Source organism: Gordonibacter urolithinfaciens (assembly GCF_900199375.1).
Taxonomy (GTDB): domain Bacteria; phylum Actinomycetota; class Coriobacteriia; order Coriobacteriales; family Eggerthellaceae; genus Gordonibacter; species Gordonibacter urolithinfaciens.
Genome location: NZ_LT900217.1, coordinates 24,187 through 44,275, shown reverse-complemented (window position 1 = coordinate 44,275; position 20,089 = coordinate 24,187). Strand labels below are relative to the sequence as shown.

Here is a 20,089-nt window from a genome sequence, read left to right as displayed (position 1 = left end):
GCCGGCGTTTCTCCTGCAGGGGCCGTAATCCAACAGGGCGTCTCGCTCCTTCGGCAGGGCCCCGCAAGGCGTCGCCTACAGGCGACGGAACACCGCCACTACCTTGCCCGCGATGGAGCAGTCGGTGGTGATGATGGGCTCCATCGTGGAGTTCTCCGGCTGCAGGCGGATATGGTCGGATTCCTTGTAGAAGCGCTTGACCGTCGCGCCGTCGTCGATGATGGCCACGACGATGTCGCCGTTGTTGGCGACGGGCTGTTCTTTCACCACCACGTAGTCGCCGTCGTTGATGCCCGCCTCGATCATCGATTCGCCCCGTACCGACAGCAGGAACGACGGTGCATCGCCCACGATGTCGGTGGGAAGCGAGATGGTGTCGGTGATGTTCTCCTCGGCGAGGATGGGGGAGCCGGCCGCCACATTGCCCACGAGCGGCACGTTCACCACCTTGTTGAAGCTGGGCTTGATGACGTTGGAAGTGCTCTCTGCATCGCCAAGCGGATAGGTGAGCGCGATGGAACGCGACTTGAGGGGATCGCGCTTGATGAGCCCCTTGTCCTCGAGTGCTTTGAGGTGCACGTGGACTGTCGAAGGGGAGGAAAGGCCCAAGCTTTGGCAGACCTCGCGCACCGTGGGACCGTAGCCCTTCTCGCGGATGCACTCCTCGATGCAGTCGAGCACCGCCTTCTGGCGTTTCGTCACTTTGTCGGACATGCCCCGTTCCTTTCCCTTGAACGAACAAATGTTTTAAATACGTATTGACATGAACTTTTGTTCGTTCTATTATATATGCGAACAAAGGTTCTACGCAAGGCCTAGGAGGCAGAAAGATGAAGAATTTCGAGATGCGGTGCCCCTTCGATGGCACGTCGGCCCTGCAGCCGGAGTTCAACCGTGTATCCGCAGCCGGGGCTATCATCGAGTTTCCAGGGAGCGGTTCCCAAGGTGCTTGCGCGCCGCTGCAGCATTCGCACGCGCGTCAGGTACCGTCTGCTGCGTGCCGTGCTCGCAGACTTGGCGCTACGGAGATGGCGCGGGTTCTTCGTCATGGCAGTGCGGCAGGTCGCGCTTACGGCCGTGTGAGGCCGTGGCAAGGCGCTCTTGCCGGATGCGTCTTCTCCGTTTTCGCCTTCCTCAGCATTTTCATCAGCTTCTAGCGACTTCGGAACGCCCATGGATACTGCATTTCTGTGACTGCGCGGCATCCTCGCCACCATGGCGCTGCCGTTCCATCGCCTTTCCACCCCGCAGGACCCTTCCTCCTTGCAGGTCCATGTGGTAGACTGCCTTTTGAACCGAAATCCCAGACAGGCTGCTGTGAATGCGGCCTTCGAGAAGGAGACAAGGAACATGAAGTTCTAACGAAAGCCTTCGGGCACCCGCCAGGTCATGCAAGCTCCGCACCGGGTGCGCTTTCGTTGCTGTTCCTTGATGTTCCTATCCCTAGCCTCGCCGTCTCATCGGCGCCAGGTTGCCAGCGCGAAAAGCATTGAATCCGGTGCCTCTCGAAGGGAGGCCCTTCCGTGTTCGTTTCAGCCCGCCATCTTACCTATACCTACGACGGCGCCGATGCCTTGGCGCTCGATGACGCATCCGCCGTGTTCGCGCCCGGCTGGACCGGCGTGGTCGGCCCGAACGGAGCCGGCAAGAGCACGTTGCTCAAGATCGTATGCGGGATGCTCGAGCCCCAGAAAGGAAGCGTTTCTCCGCAGGTCGCAGGATCGTTCTGCGCCCAGTCGACCGATGTCGCGCCAACGGGGCTCGAGGAGTTCTCCTACGACTACCGCCCCGAGGCCGTGCGCCTGCGCTACCTGCTCGGCATCGACGACGCATGGCTATGGCGCTACGACACCCTGTCACATGGCGAGTGCAAGCGTATCCAGATAGCATGTGCCCTCGCAGCCGATCCTGTGCTGCTTGCACTCGACGAGCCCACAAACCACCTCGACGCCGAAACCCGCGAACTGGTGGCGCGTGCGCTTGCCGAGTATCGCGGGACGGGCCTTCTCGTCTCGCACGACCGCGCGTTGCTCGACGGGCTGGTGAGCTCGTGCGTGTTCGTGGATCGAGGGCGTGCTGTGACCGTGCCCGGCACGTACTCTCAGGCGAAGGAGCAGCTAGACCTACGCCGCCAGACTGCCGTAGAGGAGCGGTCCCATGCCCGTCGCGAACTGGCGCGCCTCAAGACGGAGAGCAATCGTCGAGACGGGGTGGCGGCGCGTTCGGCTGCACGGCGCTCGGCTCGGCATCTCGACCGGCACGACCATGACGGGCGCGCGAAGATCAAGCTGGCCATCTATTCCGGCCAGGATGGCAAGACCGGGCGGCTCTCGTCGCAGATGGGGAAGAAAGTCGAGCGTGCAGAGAAGCGCATGGCCGAGGTTCGCGTCGCCAAGGTGTACGAGGGTGCGCTCGACCTGGAAGCCGAGCCCGCCGCGCGCACGGTGCTCGTCCGATGCGAGGCCGGGTCCCTGACGCTGGGCGAGGGGCGCATGCTGCACCATCCGCAGCTGTACGTGGGCAACACCGACCGCATCGGCCTGGTGGGCAGGAACGGTGCAGGCAAATCGACGCTGCTTGCCGAAGTGCTGCGGCAAATGCCGGAAGAGGGCATGGTGTACGTCCCGCAAGAGATAGGAAGTGACCGGGCGCGCGCCCTTCTCGCCTCGGTGAAGGCTCTCGCGCCGGCAGAGCGCGGGCGCCTGCTCTCCATTGTCGCCCGGCTCGATTCGCCGCCGGCACGCATCTTGGAGGGAGACGACTTGAGCCCCGGCGAGGTGCGCAAGCTCCTGTTGGCGCAGGGCCTGACAGGACGACCGCATCTCATCGTCATGGACGAGCCGACGAACCACCTGGATATACGCTCTGTCGAAGCCTTGCAGGACGTGCTGGCCGATTGTCCCTGCGCCCTGATGCTCGTGTCCCACGACGAGCGCTTCCTCGACGCGCTCACCGCAACACGATGGGTGTTCGACGTTGGCCGTGCCGAAGGGAGAGGGCTCGGCGACACCCATGTAAGGGTGGAGCTTTGACCTTTTCCCCGTGGTCGAACACCGGTGAAGCCGAGATCCACACCCGCTTCGGACCGCCTCCTTTCCGCAGGGGGCGGTTTTTTTGCAGGGATCGACAATGCGGATTGAAGCACAATATCTTGTATGCTAGGCTGATCCAAAATCGAGCAAAGGAGCCTTTCATGCGCTGTCCTTCCTGCGGAAACCCCGAATCAAAAGTGGTGGACTCGCGCCCTTCCGAGGATGGCACGGCTATCCGGCGCCGACGCGAATGCCTTGATTGCGGCCGTCGATTCACCACCTACGAGCGTTTGGGCGAGAACCCGCTCATCGTTATCAAGGCGGATGGGTCCTCCGAAGCCTATGACCGCCAGAAGCTCATGCGCGGCCTGCTCATTGCCTGCGGGAAGCGGCCTATCTCACCCGAGCAGATAGCGTCGCTCGTCGATAGTATTGAAACCGAGCTTCGCAACGCCTCCTGCAACGAGATCAGGTCAAAGGAACTTGGCGATATGGTTCTCGTGCGTCTGGCGAAGCTCGACGATGTTGCCTACGTGCGGTTCGCGAGCGTCTACAAGGACTTCCAAAACGTAGAGGAGTTCGCAGCCGCCCTCGAGGGGCTGCGCTGATGGAGCGCCTCGCGATTCCCCTCAAGGCGCTCGATGCCGAACTTCCGGTGCCTGCCTGCGCCTACGCGGGCGATGCTGCCGTCGACCTGCGCTCGACGATCGACGAGACGCTGCAGCCGTTCGAGCGCAAGCTCGTGCCCTGCGGCATTGCCGTCGCCATTCCGGTCGGCTACGCTGGTTTCGTCCTGCCGCGCAGCGGGTTGGCGGCGAGGCACGGCGTATCGCTCGTGAATGCACCGGGGCTCATCGACAGCAACTACCGTGGCGAGATCAAGGCCATCCTCGTCAACCTAGACCCGCGCGAGCCTTTCGAGGTCAAGCGGGGGGACCGTATCGCGCAGCTTGTCATCATGCGCGTGGCCGAGGCCGTGTTTGATTCGTGTGGGGATCTTCCTGCTACCGATCGGGGCGCCGGCGGGTTCGGCAGCAGCGGCATCGGCGCATAGCGGTTCCGGATAGGTCGAGGCTTTCATATTGCACTTAGAGTTACTCTAAGTTAAAATCGTTATTGGTTAGAGTAACTCTAAGCCCGTACTCAAGTCGACTTCCGAGGAGGCCTATGGGCGACGAGGGACATAATAGCCGGATCGTTGACGTCCCGGCTACGCAAGCCGATCCGATCTACGGCATCGGCGACGTTGTCGCCTTGACGGGAATCTCGGCTTTCACCATCCGCTATTACGACAAGTGCGGGTTCTTCCCGAACCTTCATCGCGACAAGCGCGGCGTGCGGACGTTCTCCGAGGCCGACGTTGCCCAACTGCACCTGGTCGAGGCGCTTCGCAAAAGCGGCCTGTCCATCGAGGGCATCCAGTACTTCGTGCGCCTCTGCAAGCGTGGCGGCACCACCCGGGCCGAACGCCTGTCGATCTTGCGGGCGCAAGAGACCGTGCTCGAGTACCAGCGCGAGGAGCTGGACGAGAGCCTGAAACGCCTCCATGCCGCTACGGTGGATTTGGAAGCTGCGGAACGCTCCCAAGGACACGGCATGCTATAGTGCGTGGGCGAAGCGCTAGAAAACGCCCTGTTTCCATGACCTAGGACTCGTCGAAGGGCAAGATAGGGCCTTAGAACGGCTCTCAAAGCCTCGTTTATAAAACCGCAGGTCAGAGACGCGATATTTTGACAGATTGGACGAAATCGACTATGGATGACCAAAATCAGCCACCCAAGCCACCCGGATACCCCGAACCTCCGAACCAAGGCCCGAGGCTGCGGCCCAACGAACGCGACGTTCGCGACCTGAAGGTGGCCCAGAACCTCGTCATGGTGGCAAGCATCGCCGGGCCGGTATCTTTGTTCATTGGAGGCGTGTTCCTTGCAACCGCCGGACTGGTGTGCGCCATCATCGCGCTCAAGAAGCTGAACGCGCTGTCTACCAGGTTGACCGATGTCGCCGCGCCAGCGAAGCGACTTAAACGGTCTTGCATAATCGGTATCGCCGTATGCAGTATCGCGCTGGTCCTGAACGCGGTTTCCGCGTACCTCATGTACCCGGCCGTGCTCGAGGCCATCGAATCCGGCGATTACGGAAACCTCGCACCCGGCACCGACCTGGGCACAACCCCCAAAGGCAACTCAACTTGGGGCTAGCACTCCGGCACTTCCCCCAAGATTGACATTTCGAACGTATATTTGTCTAACTTAAGTCTGTCAAAACTGACTAGCCATGCCATGTTTCCGCTTGCTATGCTGGTATTCCTCCTTGGGCGCCGGAAGGAGGTGCTCCAGCATGCCCAAGAAACAAGGCGGACACCTGACCATGAAGGACAGGCGGGACATCGAGGACCGTCTCCACGACGGGGAGAGCCTCAACTCCATCGCATCGCACCTGAAAGTCAGCTGGCCGACCGTCGCCGACGAGGTCAAGCGCCACCGGACGCAGGACAGCCCGCATTACAGGAGCTTCGGGGAGAAGAACCTGTGCAGGTTCAAGTCGACCTGCGACGTGATCGGCATCTGCGGGATCGACTGCCATTCGAAGTGCGCGAGGTGCTCGCACGCCGTCTGCAACAGGCTCTGCGACAAGTTCGAGATGATCGAGGACTGCCCGAAGCTCGAGAGGGCTCCCTACGTCTGCAACGGCCGCAGGACCCGCCTCGCGATAGGCTGCCAGTATCCGAACTGGTTCTACGACGCGAGGCTCGCCGAGGAGGAGGCGCGCTGGTCCAGCGTGGACTCCCGGCAAGGGGTGAACTGCACCCCGGAGCAGCTCGAGGAGATGGTGGGCGTGATCAAGCCGCTCCTCAAGAAGGGGCAGAGCCTCGAGCACATCTGGCAGACGCATCGCGGCGAGTTCCCCGTCAGCTACCGCACCTTCTACCGCTACATCAACCTGGGCGTCCTCGACATCTGCAACCTCAACCTGCCCAAGAAGATGCGCTACAAGCCCCGCAAGAAGCGCGGGAAGACCCTGCCTTTCAAGACCGACCTGCAGGGACACACCTACGAGGACTTCCAGAAGCTGCCCAGCGACGTCCAGATGTCGGCCGTGGAGATGGACTGCGTCGAGGGAAAGAAGAGCGACGAGAAGGCGATCCTCACGCTGCTGTTCCGCCGGTACTGCTTCCAGCTGATGATCCTCATGCCCGCGCAAACGCAGGAATGCGTCGGCCGCGTCCTCGACCACATCGAGATACTCTGCGGCAAAGAGGAGTTCAGGAAGCACTTCGGCATCATCCTCACCGACCGCGGCCACGAGTTCCTGGACCCCGAGAAGATCGAGACGAGCATAGACGGCGGGAAGCGCTGCAGCGTCTACTACTGCGACCCGCTGCAGTCCGGGCAGAAAGGCCGCTGCGAGAAGAACCACGTCGAGCTGCGCAAGATCCTGCCCAAGGGAACGTCCCTGGAAGGCCTCACCAATTACGAGCTTTCCATCGTGTGCAGCCATGTGAACTCGTACGCGCGCCCCGTGCTCGGCGGCTTGGCTCCGATCGCGCTGGCCAGCCAGGTGCTGCCGGAAGACCTTCTCGACGGCCTGGCGATCCAGCGCGTCGAGCCGGACGGCGTGATTTTGCGCCCGAGCCTCCTCAAGGAGCTGGGGCTGCGCTAGAGAACGGCGAAAAGGACGACCTGGAAGCCGTCCGAAACCAAAACGGGGCCTTAGAAAGGCTCTCAGGAGTTTTACCAGTTCAGAGCGATAGATTTGCCTGACGTGACGATAAGAAGCGAAATAACGACGATGCGCCCGAGGGGAACACAACCGAATAGGAAGATGCAGGCCCTTGAAGTCAAACTTAAGTCTGACACATCGTTTGACAGGGGCTTAGATCCGCGTATGCTTAAACCGACCAAAAAGGGCCCGAAAATGGCCGTCTCCGCAGCTTGACAGAGCAAAGTAACAACCTCGAATATCCCCTCACGTGGGATTGTCAGAGTGAAGTAACAACTTCACCGAAACTTGACACCATTCAAACTTTGCCCTGTCAATTAACCCCGGCACTTCCCCATAGGTACAACAGAATTATTGATAACATATGTTATGTAAAGTTAATGATGGAGAGCCCGTTGGTCGGTGATGGGGGTTGATTGAATTCTCGTAAGTTAACGTTTATGCAGATCAGATGGTTGTTTACCTCTACCTTTTCAATTTCGAGGTCGCGGCGTTCCGTCTATTACCTGCACTTTTTCAATCGACCGCCTTCGCAGTCCGTTATGTGTAGACGGCAACCGTTTGAGACAGCACCAGGTCAGGCCCGCGTCGCTGGTTTTGAAAGACTGCAGGTAAAGAAATCGGCGATATGATGCGGTGCCCCAGACTAGCTAGATCAGGGTTATCGCGTGGGGCACGAGGTGCGGCGTGAGGTTCACCTCCTTCGGCTCTATCTCCTCGACCCCGTACGCGTCGAGGAGCCCTTGCGGAAGCACGAGGCGCGCCATCTCGACGGGCGCCATCCAGTCCATCTTGCCGCGAAGGTAGCTGTTAACGTGGCTCATGCACGCCGCCATGTCGCGGCAGGTCAAGGCGTCGAAGTTCGTTTTTCCCTTCGGCAGTATCCGCCTAAGCTCCTCGTGGCAGCGCTCGCAACGTCCCTTTTGCTGGCTCTGGAGCGGATCGCAGTAGAAGAGGCTCAGCCGCTTCACGCCGTTCCTGCCGTGCTCGATGCGCTCCGCATCGCTGAACTCGCTTCCGCGGTCGCAGAGGATCAGGCCGAAGGCCTGGGAGAACCGGGGCCCGCAGAGCTCCTGGAGGGTGTCGAGCGCCTCGACCACGCTGGTCGCCGACTTGTCCGGTAGGAGGATGTAGAACTGGAACCCTATGCGCCTGACGAACAGCGTCAAGATGCACTGCGAGTCCCTGCCCTGCCTCCCGACCACCGTGTCCATCTCGACGGCGTTGTCGCGGTCGGCCTGGTCGAGGGCGCAGAAATCCGTCCACCGCCTCCCCTCGAGCACCTCGCGCGGAATGTTGGAGGATTTGGCGGACTTCGACTTCGACCTGGGCTTGTAGCGTACGGCCTTCGGCAGGTCGAGCTTCGACAGATCCCCCGCCTTGGCGCCGCCGAGGTAGTTGTAGAGGCTGCGCACGCCGAACGGTATGGCGCCGGGGTTCGCGGCGAATATGTGCTGCGGGCTCTGGCCTTTGGCGAGGCCGTCCGATATCAGGGTTATCGCGCTCTCGAACGCCTCGGGGTCGCAGTCTATCCCCTGCCTGGACTCGCTGCGCCTGGCGTCGGCTGCGTCTTGGGCCCATTTCGCCTGGTAGTACCTATAGGGATGACGGCACCCGCCGCCGACCCTGCTCGGGCAGGCGTTGCAGCAGAACGGGCTCCTTGCCAGCTTCTCGCACGGCTTCGCCTCGAAATCGGGACAGAGCGAGTTACAGAGGAAGTCCTTGCACCTGCTGCAGCGCGCCCTGCACATGCCCTTGCACAGCCCGCGCACCTCGCAGAGCCCCGCCTTCGAGCAGATGTTGCGGGTTCGGACCACGAGCATTCCCTGGGGGTCGTCGGTCCAGTTGCGCTTTACCTCCTCGGCGACCACCTTGGGCGCGCGGCCAATCGTCCTCGCGATCCACGCTATCCTGTCCCCTCTGTTCAGGCCACGCTCTATCGCGAGCCTGTCGTCGTAGGTGAGTGGGCGCCTACCGCCCTTGGAATCCCCCATGAGGGCCTCCTTCCTGTCGGTCCTTCGCCTACGGGAAGAAGGAAAAGCACAAACGGCCATGGCCACGGTTCGGAATCCGCATTTACATGATTTATGCAAGACTGGAGGTGAAGTTTTTACCTACGAGAATTCAATTTACGTTGGTCGGTGATCGGTGGTCGGTCGGTGGTTGATAGGGATCGGGGTGCGGGGTTGTTATGCTCGGTTATTATTTCAAAATATGGCAGAATATCGAGGGATGAGCGGGGATCGATCTGGCGGCGCTTTGCAACCAATGCCCCGTTTTTTGCGAAGGCTTTCCTGGCAGTGCTGATTCTGTGCCTGCTTGGCTTTGTTGCTTCAACGCTGCTGCCGAGCGATTTTGCCGTTACTGTCCAAATTGCCATCTTGGCATTCACGCTTGTTCTCTCCTTTTTCTATTCGATATTGCTCAACAAGTTCAAGCGCAAAAGCGCGTTGGGCGACCTCGGGTGTGTATTCAAGCAGGTTGAGTGTATAAGGCGAAAGTTTGTTGCCCAAACCGGTCTGACTCCCGACGCCCTCGGTTTCATGCGAGAAGAGGCCCAGCGGTTCCTGTCGGCCCGGCGCGAGGCGCGCAAGATGTTCACCGATTGCGCGTATGCAGCGCTGGTGGTGGGAGTATTTGTATCTTTCTTGGTGAGGCTTGCAGATTCGTCTGGAGACTCCACCTGCATGAGCTTCGCAACGACTCTTTTCGTAATAGTCGGGTTCGCGATGATCGTCCTCATGTCTCTAGCTGGCCCCTTGTGGGATTTGGCGGACCAGAAAAATGAAATGCCCGTCGAAAGCGTCGAGTTGTTCTCAAGGGATATTGGATTTATGATTTTGATCGAGCGAGGATGCAAGCCGCAGAATGAAAAGCGCTCCCATTGCGTGGCTGAAGCTGTGCATACTGGTTCCAGAAACATGCCTTAAAGTTACTCTAAGGCATGTTTCTGGAAAGTTTGGTCCTTGTTCAGTGCGCGTAGGAGCCGCTTTGCTCATATAAGCGCCGTGTGTATTCGCCGTCAGGTTCCAACGAGCAAACGTTTCCGTCGGCGCGCTGAACGGAAACGTTCTTAGGGAACGTCCCTCCCCTTCCTATAATGGGCCTACAGGGTGGCAGGCGACGATCTTTCGGGGAGGTACCTTATGAATCGCGAGGAGTTCATGGCTCTGGAATCACCGAAGAAGGCGGAGGAACTCAACGTCTTCATCGAGGCGGGGATGAGCCAGAAGGAGGCTATGGCGCAGATCGGGGTCAGTCTGAAGGACCTCGTGGCGGCGCAGGTGTTCTTCTCCAAGGGCGAGGGCAGGTTCGTGGCAAACGCCGTCGGCGGCTTCTCCAACTTCCACAGCGACACCACCGCGGAAGCCGCGAAGTAGGCCTCAGTCATAGAAAGAAGGCGCGCAGGAGAGCCGCAGCATCGCGACTGTCCTGCGCGCGGCAAGACATGCCGCCCCAGCCCAGCTCGGCGGCAATGCATGTGCAAAGCCGCACACCTAGCAGCGCACCCCGCTCGATTCCGCCTCGTCGCCCTTCTTGACCAGGCTTTCCACAAAATCCGTGATCATGGCGGCAGACTGCCCGCACACGAAGATGCGCTCCCTGCCGTCGACCGCCACTTCCCGGACGATCCCCGCCCGAGCCAGCTGCCTGATGGCCTCGTTGGTGGCGCCGTAGCTCTTCCCGATCAGCTCGGCAGCGCGTATCGTGGAGAGCCCGGGGTTTCCCAAAAGCAGGTCCAACAGCTTGTCCAGTGCCGAATGGGCCGGTATGCGCAGGTTCTGCGACCTCCACTTCGCGCTCAGCTTCTCCGCTTCGGCCAAGAACGAGTCCGCCACGACCACCGACAGGTACGTGTTCTGCGCATTGTATACCGCCCAGTGCTCCCTTAGGTCCTCCCCCTTTCCCGGCGAGCGGTCGACGCGGGAGGAGTCCTTCAGCTTCCGACGGTATTCCCTCCCGATGGAGGCGCCCCAGCATATGGGCGCCATGTAGCCGTTCGCGAAAAGGCCGCGTCTGAACATGGGCATGAAGGCCAGGATCAGCCCCGTTCGGTCGATCATCGTGTCGAACGGAACGATCCTCTCGAAAGCCCAATGGATGATGGACGCTTGCCCGAGCGGCGAGTACGCCTCGCTGCTCGCGAAAGCGCAGAGGTCGCTGACCTCCAAAGGGATGGCGGTGGGGTCGGATCCTTTCTTGTGCGGCAGGAAGTTGCTCCTGAAACCATGGTAGCGGTTGTCCCCCGTCTTCCCGCTCAAGAGGATCTCGTGAAGGTGCAGAACGGTTTCCATGGTGATAGCGGCATCCTGCCTGCTCACAGCAGAAGCCCACTCTATGGCCTGCATATAGTGAATAGCCTGCAGGGCGGCGTTCAAGCAGTTGTCGGGGAACCGAAACTCCGGCCTCTGCGTGCGTATGCCCCGCTCGGCATCGCCACGGTACTTCCAGTTCGACAGATCGAACGCGGTGATCAGGGGAACGGCCGGAAGCGTCATGTCATGCGACATGCGGATGGCGAAGATGGCATCGATGGCCAGCAGCGTGTCCTGCAGGTGCTTCGCGCTGGGGCTATGCGCGAGCCGTTCGCCGAACCGTATCAGCTCGGCCTCCGCCTTGTAGAACTCTGCCTGAGTCAAGGCCGAATAAGAGTAGCCGGAGTATCCCATCTCACCCCTGTCCTTCCCCTGAAAGCTCCCGGCCGGAAATCACCCGTTCTCGCCCCCGCGCTGGCGAACGGCTTTCGCGTCCGCCGACCTTTCCGACCGGCGCGCTGTATTCCGAGAATTCTCCGTTCATTTTAGCACCTGGCTATTCAGGGACGCTCCATCCTTCGCAATGGCGGGAATCCGCAAAATTCAGGCTATGCGATACTCCCGGATATTCTAAAAGCAGAAACTACCTTGCGAACCCCTTCCCGCGCTCACTAGCCTAGAGGCAAGCGGGTTGCGCCAACGGGCGCGAGCGCGTTCTTTCGAGCGAGCAGCAATGCGAAAGGGGGCACGATGTCAAGGGAATCGGTAGTCGAGAAACTAGGCGAGCGTCACGAGGGGGTCGATTACTTCTACACCACCTGCCACAACAACGGTTGTTGGGACGCCACCTGCCTGATCAAGTGCAGCGTTAAGGATGACAAAATCATCGCCATTGAGCCCGACGACTCGGTGAACCCGGGCGTCGCCCGCGAGGACGACGACGAGAACGCCGTCCAGACCGGCATGCTCCAGGCGCGCGCCTGCCCCATGGGCCATGCGTGGCGCCAGGAGCTCTACTCGGAGAACCGCCTGCTGTACCCCATGAAGCGCGTGGGCGGGAAAGGCTCCGGCAAGGGTCGTTTCGAGCGCATCTCCTGGGACGAGGCGCTCGACACCATCGCGGGCAAGATGAAGCAGATGGCCGAGGAGAACCCCGACCATCCCTGGCTGTACTACTGCTACTACGTGGCGTTCGAGAGCTCCGACTTCCCGTTCGCCTCCTACATGCCGGGCACCATCACCGGCTGGGGCGACCACTCGACCTCCGGCAGCGCCGCCGCCGAGGACTTCCACCTGGGCGTGCGCCTCACCGACTGCCTCATCAAGGGAACGTCCGACGCATTCCCCGGCTTCGAGGCCCCCGACCTGCTGAACTCCAAGCTCGTGGTGCTGTGGGGCTTCGATCCCATGGTGTCCTGGTTCGGCCACGTGCCCTACTACATGAAGCTGGCCCAGGAGCGCGGCTGCAAGTTCATCCTGATCGACCCGGTGTACAACGTGAGCGCCGAGGCCCTGGGCGCCCAGTGGATACCCATCCGCCCCGGAACCGACACGGCGTTCGGCCTGGCGGTGGCCTACGTGCTCTACACCGAGGACCTCTACGACCACGAGTACGTGGCGCAGTGGGTGGAGCCCGATGGCTTCGAGGAGTGGCGCAAGTACGTCGTCGGCGAGGTGGACGGCGTTGCTCACACTCCTGAATGGGCCGAGCCGATCACCGGCATCCCGGCCGAGACCATCGGGGCCTTCGCCCGCTACTACGCGTCCATGAAGCCCGTCCACCTGCAGCAGATGTACGGCGTGTCCAAGCGCAACCTGGGCGACTACGCCGCCGCCGTGGCCATGCTCCTGCAGGCTATGACCGGCAACCTGTCCATTCCCGGCGGCTGCGAGGGCGGCGGTGCCAACCTGGTGACCCAGCCCCGCCTCTTCGCGCCCGTGCCCGACACCGGCCAGATCAAGGGCGACGTGGTGAACCCCATCACCAATAACAACAACAAGGTGACCGAGGTCATGCACTGCCAGAAGCTCTACGCTGCCGGCGAGATCACCGAGGACGAGTTCCGCCGCCGCATCGGCTGCCCGGCCGACAGCCCGCTGCCGAACCTGAAGATGGCCATCATCCCGAACAACTACATCAACAACCAGCATCATGTGTCCAAGCGCATGCAGGGCTTCGCGGACATGGAGTTCTCCTGGGGCTGGCAGTACTTCCACGACCAGCCCTCCATCGAGTTCCTCGACATCGTGCTGCCCTCCCCCGTCATCCAGTTCGAGTCCACGGACATGCACTTCTTCGGCATCAACCGCTTCTGGAACTCGCCGTCCGGCATGATGAACTACTTCCTGTTCGCCGGCAAGGGCGTGAACCCCCCGGGCGAGGTCCGTTCGAAGGACTGGGTCTGGATGGAGCTGGCCCGCCGCCTCGGCTTCGCCGACAAGTACTGCCCGAAGATGCTCGACGTGACCGACTGGCGCGACTGGGACGAGCAGGTCATCGAGCGTATCTACAAGCCGGCCTACGAGAAGTGGGCCGAGGACGAGAACGGCCTTCTGGGCTACTACGAGGTGGAGCCGCCCTCATGGGAGGAGTTCCAGAAGCTGCCCATCGTCCGCGTTCCCGGCGAGCCCGGCGAGTGGTTCTACCCCTTCAAGAACACGGTCGAATGGGGCCGCTCCCCCTTCAAGACGCCGTCCGGCAAGATAGAGTTCGAGAGCTCCTTCGTGAAGGGCAACGACCTGACGAAGACCCGCTACGGCGGGCAGATGGACGCCTACCCGCGCTGGCAGCCCACCTACCAGGACCTGCCCGCGAACGACAGCTACTACCACCCGTGGACGAAGAACTTCCCGCTGTCCATGGTCACGCCGGTGTCCACGTACCGCCAGCACTCGTCCAACGACCAGAACCCCTGGCTCAAGGGCGACTGCTACGAGCATATGGTGCGCATGTCCCCCGCCGACGCCGCCGACCGCGGCATCAAGACGGGCGACCGCGTGCTGGTGTACAACCAGTTCGGCGAAGTGGAGATCACCGCGTACGTCTCGTCGAAGCTGCTGCCCGGCACCGTGTCCATCGGGCATGGCGAATGGTCCAAGTTCGACAACGTCAGGAAGTCCAAGCTCATGCCCTACGGCATCGACGAAGCCGGCAACTGCAACCTCCTCATAGGCGACACGCACCTGCCGCATGTGGTGGGCGCGCTGCTGACGGCCGGCCTCGTGGAGATCAGGAAGGTGGGAGAATAACATGGCCCAGTACGGATTCTTCTTCGACCAGGGACGCTGCTACGGCTGCAAGGCCTGCTCGGTGGCCTGCAAGGACTGGTACGACATCGCACCCGGCCCCGAGAAGTGGATGAGCGTCTACATGTGGGAGAAAAACGCGTTCCCGCTCACGTCCATCGGCATCCTGGCCTTCAGCTGCGGGCATTGCGACAACCCCGTGTGCGCCTCCGCCTGCGAGCACGGCGCGATCTTCAAGGAGGAAAAGTACGGCGCCGTGCTGGTTGACCAGGACAAGTGCCAGGGCGACCGCAACTGCTTCCAGGCCTGCCCCTACGGTGCGCCGAAGTTCGCGAGCGACGAGCCCGGCACCAAGATGAGCAAATGCACCCTGTGCATCGACCGCTTGGAGAAGGGCCAGCTGCCCCTGTGCGTGGCCTCCTGCCCGATGCGCGCCCTGGACTTCGGCCCCATCGACGAGCTGGTGGAGAAGTACGGCGACGTGCGCCAGATAGAGACCATGCCCGATCCCGAGCTGACCATGCCCAACTGGGTCGCCAAGGCGAACCCGCCCAAGGAGCAGCTCGTTCCCTACGATGCGGAAAAGGCCGTCCAGCTCACCAAGCGCCGCACCGCCACCGACGACGTGTACGCGGGCGACTGCGACAGCGTCACGGAGTTCGGCGCCGACGTCATGTGCATCCGCGAGCTGCGCATGAAGAACGCCACCGTGGCCGAGGTCATGGCCGCCACGTCGAGCGACCAAGGATAGCGTCAACGAGCCATCATCGCGGGATGCACGGCGGCCGGAACTCATGCGCCGCGCATCCCGCCTCTTGCCGAATGCATGCGATAGGGGGAACCCATGGAATCGGTCTTTCATCATGCAGGGATCTACTGCCGCGATATCGAGGAGTCCATAACGTTCTACGAGGACGTGCTCGGCTGCAGGCTGCTGTTCAGGTCGGACGCTTTGGAGGGCGACAAGCCGCTCAAGATGGCATGGGCCATGAGGGGGGATCTTGTCTTCGAGCTGCTGGAATGCGAGGACAAGCGCACGTGCGAGGCCGCCGCGAACTGCCTTAACCACGTGGCGCTGCGCGTGGACGACATGGACGGCTTCGTCGCGCATCTGGGCGAGAAGGGCGTCGCCGTCGAGGCGGGCCCGTTCGACCCGCCCTTGGAGTTCGACCGTCCCCTGGCAGGCGACGACGCCGACGTCTTCACCGTCTGCGGCGAAGGGGGTGCGCAGCTTAAGATCATGTTCTTCCGCGGCCCCGGCGGCGAGCGTTTCGAAGCCGTGCAGGACAACCTAAGGGCGTTGTAGGCCGAAAGGGCAGCAAAGGTCCAACCCGCTCTCGCTTCCAGGCTTTTCGCAACGAGGAGGCGAAAAAAATGCCGAAGGTATCGCCTTTTTAGCGAAGGGCCTGGTTCGTGCATGCGAAACACCAAAGGAGGAGGTGCCTTATGAGCACCAGTAAGAAATACGGGAACTGGGCGCTGATCGCCGTCGTCATGCTCCTGTTCGGAACGGCTATCGCCACGATCCAGTTCAAGGTTCCCGTCGTCATGGGCGACATCATGGCGAACATGGGCATGGATGCGAGCTCCGCTTCGTGGCTCATGTCCATCTTCACGTTCGTGGGCATTATCCTGGCGCTTCCCACGGGGGCGCTCGCGAAGAGGTTCGGCCCGAAGACCATGCTGCTCGCCGCTGCCGCGATCATCGCAGTCGGTTCGTTGCTGGGCGCCTTCGCGGGCAACGGCATGGTTCTCATCGTCTCCCGCGCCATCGAGGGCGTGGCGTTCATCTTCGTGACCATCTGCGGCCCCCTGGCCGTGCAGAAGTACGTCTCCCCCGACAAGATCGGTTCCGCGACGGGCATCTGGGCGCTCTGGGTCTGCCTCGGTTCGGTGGTCGGCGGCGTGCTGACCCCCACGCTGTACGCTTCCACCGGTTTCGCGGGCGTGTGGGTGATCTACGCCGCCGCGGCCGTGGTGTTCGCCATCGTGGTCGCCGTGATCGTCAAGAACCCCGGCGAGGCGCTCGAGGGGGCCGCGGACGCTCCTACAGAGGGGAAGGTGGGTTACGGCGAGCTCGTGAAGCCGAACATCCTGCTGTTCTTCGCCGCCTTCCTCGTCTTCAACATGACGCTGATGGCGGTGCTGAGCTTCGGCCCCACCTTCTTGCAGCAGCAGGGCGTCGACCCGACGCTGTCCGGCTTCGTCAGCACGCTTCCCATGCTGCTCGCCGTCATATCGTCCCCGCTGTTCGGCGCTCTGTCCGACAAGCTGGGCCGCTGCAAGCCGCTGTACCTGGCCGCAATGCTCGTCATGGGACCCTGCACGCTGCTCCTGCTCACCCAGACCGGCCCTTTGATGTGGGTCGGCGCCATCGTCATGGGCCTCGTGGGCTTGGGCGGACCGGTCATGTGCCTGACGTCGTACATCAACGTCCTGGGCCGCCCGGAGCTCATGTCCATCGGCATGGGCGTGCTCATGCTGGTGCAGAGCCTCGGCCAGTTCCTGGGCACCTGGCTGGTCCCCCTGCTACTCGGGCCCGACGTATCCTCGTGGATGCTCACCGGCATCGTGATGTGCGTGATCGGCTTCGCCGGCACCGCAGCGCTTGCCCTGTGCAAGTTCAGGTAGAGACGGCAACGGAAAGCCAGCGTTCAAGGCCGGGCGCCGTCCGCAAAGCGCGGCGGTGCCCGGGTAGGGCTCGAAAAGGAGTGGTAGCCATGTGCTTCAGACCAGCCGATGCGTCGGCAGACGCAAGCTCGAGCAAATGCCCCGAGTGCGGCCAGGATATCCAGGTGCTGAGCGGCATCGTCTTGAAGAGGTGCCCGCACTGCCGATGCGATCTCGTCCCCTATTTGAAGGGAGAGAAGCCGCTTCCCGCAGCCCCGGCTGCCCCGAAGCCGCCTGCCTCCCCCTCGGCTCCGAAGGCCCCCAACGTCCCAAAGGCCTAAGCGGCGCGATCGCTCCGGAACCGCCCCTTTCCTTCCTGCCCTCGGGCCGCCAGCAACGCGACTTAGAGTTACTCTAACGTAGTGGGAAGGGCCGTGCATGTCGGTTCTGCAACGGAAACGGCGGGTCCCTGCCGCGAGCGCCTATGCTGGCCGCATGGACGGCGAGGCGCGGAAAGGCAGGCGATGCCATGAACATCGGGTACGCATCGAAGACGCTCGGTCTTCCCGAGGGGCGCATGCGTTCCCTGGTCATGCGGAACGCGAGCGACGAGCGGCTGGCGGAGGCCATCGGCGCCAACCTGTCGGCGCTGGAGGCGGTCGTCCGCTACTGCGGAGCCAACGGCATCCGGCTCTTCCGCATAGGCTCGGACGTCATCCCGTTCGGGTCGAGCCCGGCGAACCGCCTGGACTGGGCGCATGCGTTCGGGGAGCGGCTCGCGGCCATCGGGGAGCTGGCCGCCGAGAACCGGGTGCGCCTCAGCATGCACCCGGGGCAGTACACGGTGCTGAACTCCCCCGACGACGATGTCGTGCGCCGCGCCGTGGCGGACCTGGCCTACCACGCGGCCTTCCTCGACGCGCTGGGCACCGGCGCCGAGGCCAAGGTCGTCCTGCACGTGGGCGGCGCCTACGGCGACAAGAAAACCGCCTTGAGGCGCTTCGTCGCACGCTGCCGCGAACTGGATGCGGGCGTGCGCCGACGGCTGGTCGTCGAGAACGACGACCGCCTGTTCACGGCCGAGGACGCGCTGGCGGCGAGCGCGGCCTGCGGCATCCCGATGGTGTTCGACGTGCTCCACCATCGGCTGAACCACGACCCTGGCGGCCGGGGAGAGCTCGAGCTCCTCGATGCGGCGGCGCGTACCTGGGGGCCGCAGGACGGACCGCAGAAGGTGCACTACGCGCAGCAGGCGCCGGGCAGGAGGCACGGCAGCCACACCGACACGATAGGCCTTGACGGGTTCCTTGCTTTCGCTGCGTCGCTCGAAGGGCGGGCCCCCGACGTGATGCTGGAGGTGAAGGACAAGAACGCGTCGGCGTTGAAGTGCCTGAACGTCCTCGACGAGCACGGCACGGCGGCAGCGCTCGAACGGGCGTGGGCGACGTGCAAGTACAGCGTGCTCGAGCGCGACCAGGCGGCGTACCAGCAGGTGAGGAACCTGCTGAAGGACAAGGATGCCTATCCGGTGCAGGAGTTCTACCGCCTGGTCGACGGCGCCCTCGCCCTCCCGCCCACACGGGGCGGCGGACGCAACGCGGCGCAGCACGTGTGGGGCTACGTGTCGGGGCTCGCCACCGCCCGCGAGCGCGCGTCGTTCGCGCGGCTCATGGAACGCTACGAGCTCGGGCAGGCAGGCCTCGGCGCGGTGAAGCGGCGGCTGGAGAAGCTAGCTGCCCGCTACGGGCAGGGGTACCTGCTGCATTCGTATTATTTCGATCTCTGAGCGGCGTCTGCAGAAGACGATAGCCCGTGTTAGAGCAACTCTGATACGGGCTATCCGGCAGACCTTCTCGCCTGTTCCTAGACGGCCGTGCTCGCGGCGTCCTCGCCGTGGGCGACGGCATCCTTCGCAGGCGCCTCCAGCCGCACGAGCGCGAGCAGCCCCGTGCCCACGAGGCCCAGCACGAGCGCGAAGGCGCCGGCGGCGGCCCATCCCCCGGCGCCGAGCACCGCGGGTACGAGGGAAGAGCCGAGGAACTGGCCCAGGCTCTGAGTGAGCACGAGGAATCCCATGGCGATAGGCATGGCATCCTTGTTCTCCACCACCGACGGGTACACGATCAGGAACATCGTGGGGGCGCCGAGCCCCACCATGCCCATGACGAGCGCGGCCGCCCAGAGGGCGGGGCCGGCCGTGGTGAGCAGCGCGAACGCGCAGGGACCCATGACCAGCATGGATGCCACCATAAGCGCCTTGAGCCGGCCGGTTTTGTCGGCCAGCACGCCGAACAGCGGCGAGCTGGCCACCGCGACGAGCATGGGCAGCGTGCTGGCGAACCCGGCGAGCGTCGCGTCCATGCCCTCGCCCTGCAAAAACGTCGGGCTGAAAGACAGGAACGAGATGAGCACCATGTTGAACATGAGGAACCCGCCGAGTACCAGCAACACGTTACGGCTGAACAGGCCTTTCATGCTCATCTTCTCGCGAGGCGCGCCATCTTGCGGCCGCAGGACGCTCTCGAGGAAGCGTCCTCCGCCAACCGGTCGCACGAACAGCAGCATGAGCCCGCCCGCCACGAGCGCGATGCCTGCCATGACGCACCATGTTCCCTGGAAACCGATCGCCCCGAACACGGTCGGCGTGAGCACCCCGCCGACGAACGACCCGAGCGAGAACCACAGCGCCCAGATGCCGCTCGCGAAGCCCACCTTTTCGGGTGCAACGTAGGCCCTGATGGCAAGCGGTGCGCTCACGCCGCAGAACACGAGCGCCACGCCTTCGACGGCCCGCGACAGCACGAGGATGGCGGCCGAGGTAGCCAGCGTCCCCACAGCCGTGCCGACCACCATGACGACGACGGCGGCCACCATCATGTTCTTGGCGCCGAAGCGCCGCGCCAGGAAGCCCGTGGGAAGAGACAGGAAGATGCCCGCCAGCGTGAACACCGACATGAGCATGGAGGCGGAGCCCACGTCCATATCGAACTGCTCCATGATGGCCGGCATGATGGAGGGCACCTTGAACTGCCCGAGCGCCACGGCGATGCCTGCCAGCACGAGCAGCACCGACACGAGCACGTGGTTCTGGTACGTGGAGCGGGGACGAGCGCTGGTATCCACGAAATACTCCCTTCGCCGCAGGGGATGCGCCCCGCGGATCGTCGTAGTTGAAAAAGGCTCCCCGGATCTCGCCGGGGAGCCCATAGTGCGGCGCCGAGG

The 20,089-nt window shown here is 62.8% G+C and carries 18 protein-coding genes; 14 read left to right on the top strand and 4 right to left on the bottom strand.

What is annotated here, in order from left to right:
- Positions 1 to 75: 75 nt before the first annotated feature.
- Positions 76 to 714, bottom strand: a complete 639-nt coding sequence (lexA, locus tag BN3560_RS00200) for a transcriptional repressor LexA (RefSeq protein WP_087189765.1) — start codon at positions 712 to 714, stop codon at positions 76 to 78.
- An 809-nt stretch (positions 715 to 1,523) separates the two neighbouring features.
- On the opposite strand from lexA, the gene BN3560_RS00190 reads away from it, so the two are divergent.
- The 6 genes from BN3560_RS00190 to BN3560_RS00165 all read left to right on the top strand — a co-directional run bounded on the left by BN3560_RS00190 (position 1,524) and on the right by BN3560_RS00165 (position 6,695).
- Positions 1,524 to 3,032, top strand: coding sequence for an ATP-binding cassette domain-containing protein (locus BN3560_RS00190; protein ID WP_096226522.1), 1,509 nt, complete (start codon positions 1,524 to 1,526; stop codon positions 3,030 to 3,032).
- 161 nt (positions 3,033 to 3,193) lie between these two features.
- Positions 3,194 to 3,640: a transcriptional regulator NrdR gene (gene nrdR / locus BN3560_RS00185; RefSeq protein ID WP_087189768.1), complete on the top strand. Its 447-nt coding sequence runs from the start codon at positions 3,194 to 3,196 to the stop codon at positions 3,638 to 3,640.
- Positions 3,640 to 4,086 (top strand): dUTP diphosphatase, encoded by a 447-nt coding sequence (gene dut / locus BN3560_RS00180; protein ID WP_172623270.1) that lies wholly within the window; start codon positions 3,640 to 3,642, stop codon positions 4,084 to 4,086. The genes nrdR and dut overlap by 1 nt, the downstream gene beginning before the upstream one ends.
- Before the next feature lie 113 nt (positions 4,087 to 4,199).
- Positions 4,200 to 4,637, top strand: coding sequence for a MerR family transcriptional regulator (locus tag BN3560_RS00175; protein WP_096226520.1), 438 nt, complete (start codon positions 4,200 to 4,202; stop codon positions 4,635 to 4,637).
- 149 nt (positions 4,638 to 4,786) lie between these two features.
- Positions 4,787 to 5,233 carry a hypothetical protein gene (locus BN3560_RS00170; RefSeq protein WP_096226519.1) on the top strand — a complete coding sequence of 149 codons (447 nt, stop codon included), beginning with the start codon at positions 4,787 to 4,789 and terminating at the stop codon, positions 5,231 to 5,233.
- 139 nt (positions 5,234 to 5,372) lie between these two features.
- Positions 5,373 to 6,695, top strand: coding sequence for an IS30 family transposase (locus tag BN3560_RS00165; protein WP_096226518.1), 1,323 nt, complete (start codon positions 5,373 to 5,375; stop codon positions 6,693 to 6,695).
- 710 nt (positions 6,696 to 7,405) lie between these two features.
- On the opposite strand, the gene BN3560_RS00160 is transcribed toward BN3560_RS00165, so the two are convergent.
- Positions 7,406 to 8,749 (bottom strand): IS30 family transposase, encoded by a 1,344-nt coding sequence (locus BN3560_RS00160; RefSeq protein WP_161959470.1) that lies wholly within the window; start codon positions 8,747 to 8,749, stop codon positions 7,406 to 7,408.
- Between the two features lie 165 nt (positions 8,750 to 8,914).
- Between BN3560_RS00160 and BN3560_RS00155 the strand changes: the two genes are divergently transcribed.
- Both BN3560_RS00155 and BN3560_RS00150 read left to right on the top strand, forming a co-directional pair.
- Positions 8,915 to 9,685, top strand: a complete 771-nt coding sequence (locus BN3560_RS00155) for a hypothetical protein (protein WP_123649917.1) — start codon at positions 8,915 to 8,917, stop codon at positions 9,683 to 9,685.
- A 234-nt stretch (positions 9,686 to 9,919) separates the two neighbouring features.
- A complete protein-coding gene (locus BN3560_RS00150) occupies positions 9,920 to 10,135 on the top strand; it encodes a hypothetical protein (protein ID WP_123649916.1) in 216 nt (71 codons plus the stop codon).
- A 117-nt stretch (positions 10,136 to 10,252) separates the two neighbouring features.
- On the opposite strand, the gene BN3560_RS00145 is transcribed toward BN3560_RS00150, so the two are convergent.
- The gene (locus BN3560_RS00145; protein WP_096226514.1) at positions 10,253 to 11,425 is read right to left on the bottom strand and encodes a winged helix-turn-helix transcriptional regulator; all 1,173 of its coding nucleotides are present in this window, start codon (positions 11,423 to 11,425) and stop codon (positions 10,253 to 10,255) included.
- Between the two features lie 336 nt (positions 11,426 to 11,761).
- Here BN3560_RS00145 and BN3560_RS00140 point away from each other — a divergent pair, with 336 nt between their 5' ends.
- The 6 genes from BN3560_RS00140 (at position 11,762) to uvsE (ending at position 18,653) form a co-directional block, all read left to right on the top strand.
- Entirely contained in the window at positions 11,762 to 14,260 is a 2,499-nt protein-coding gene (locus tag BN3560_RS00140; protein ID WP_096226513.1) for a molybdopterin-containing oxidoreductase family protein, read from the top strand.
- Position 14,261: 1 nt separating this feature from the next.
- Positions 14,262 to 15,008, top strand: a complete 747-nt coding sequence (locus BN3560_RS00135; RefSeq protein WP_096226512.1) for a 4Fe-4S dicluster domain-containing protein — start codon at positions 14,262 to 14,264, stop codon at positions 15,006 to 15,008.
- Between the two features lie 93 nt (positions 15,009 to 15,101).
- Entirely contained in the window at positions 15,102 to 15,563 is a 462-nt protein-coding gene (locus BN3560_RS00130) for a VOC family protein (protein ID WP_096226511.1), read from the top strand.
- A gap of 140 nt (positions 15,564 to 15,703) precedes the next feature.
- Complete coding sequence (locus BN3560_RS00125) at positions 15,704 to 16,888, top strand: MFS transporter (protein ID WP_096226510.1); 1,185 nt, start codon at positions 15,704 to 15,706, stop codon at positions 16,886 to 16,888.
- Positions 16,889 to 16,977: 89 nt separating this feature from the next.
- Positions 16,978 to 17,208, top strand: a complete 231-nt coding sequence (locus BN3560_RS14200; protein ID WP_123649915.1) for a hypothetical protein — start codon at positions 16,978 to 16,980, stop codon at positions 17,206 to 17,208.
- Between the two features lie 143 nt (positions 17,209 to 17,351).
- Complete coding sequence (uvsE, locus tag BN3560_RS00120; protein ID WP_096226509.1) at positions 17,352 to 18,653, top strand: UV DNA damage repair endonuclease UvsE; 1,302 nt, start codon at positions 17,352 to 17,354, stop codon at positions 18,651 to 18,653.
- Positions 18,654 to 18,730: 77 nt separating this feature from the next.
- Here uvsE and BN3560_RS00115 read toward each other — a convergent pair whose 3' ends face one another.
- Complete coding sequence (locus tag BN3560_RS00115) at positions 18,731 to 19,990, bottom strand: MFS transporter (RefSeq protein ID WP_157780517.1); 1,260 nt, start codon at positions 19,988 to 19,990, stop codon at positions 18,731 to 18,733.
- Positions 19,991 to 20,089 lie beyond the last annotated feature (99 nt).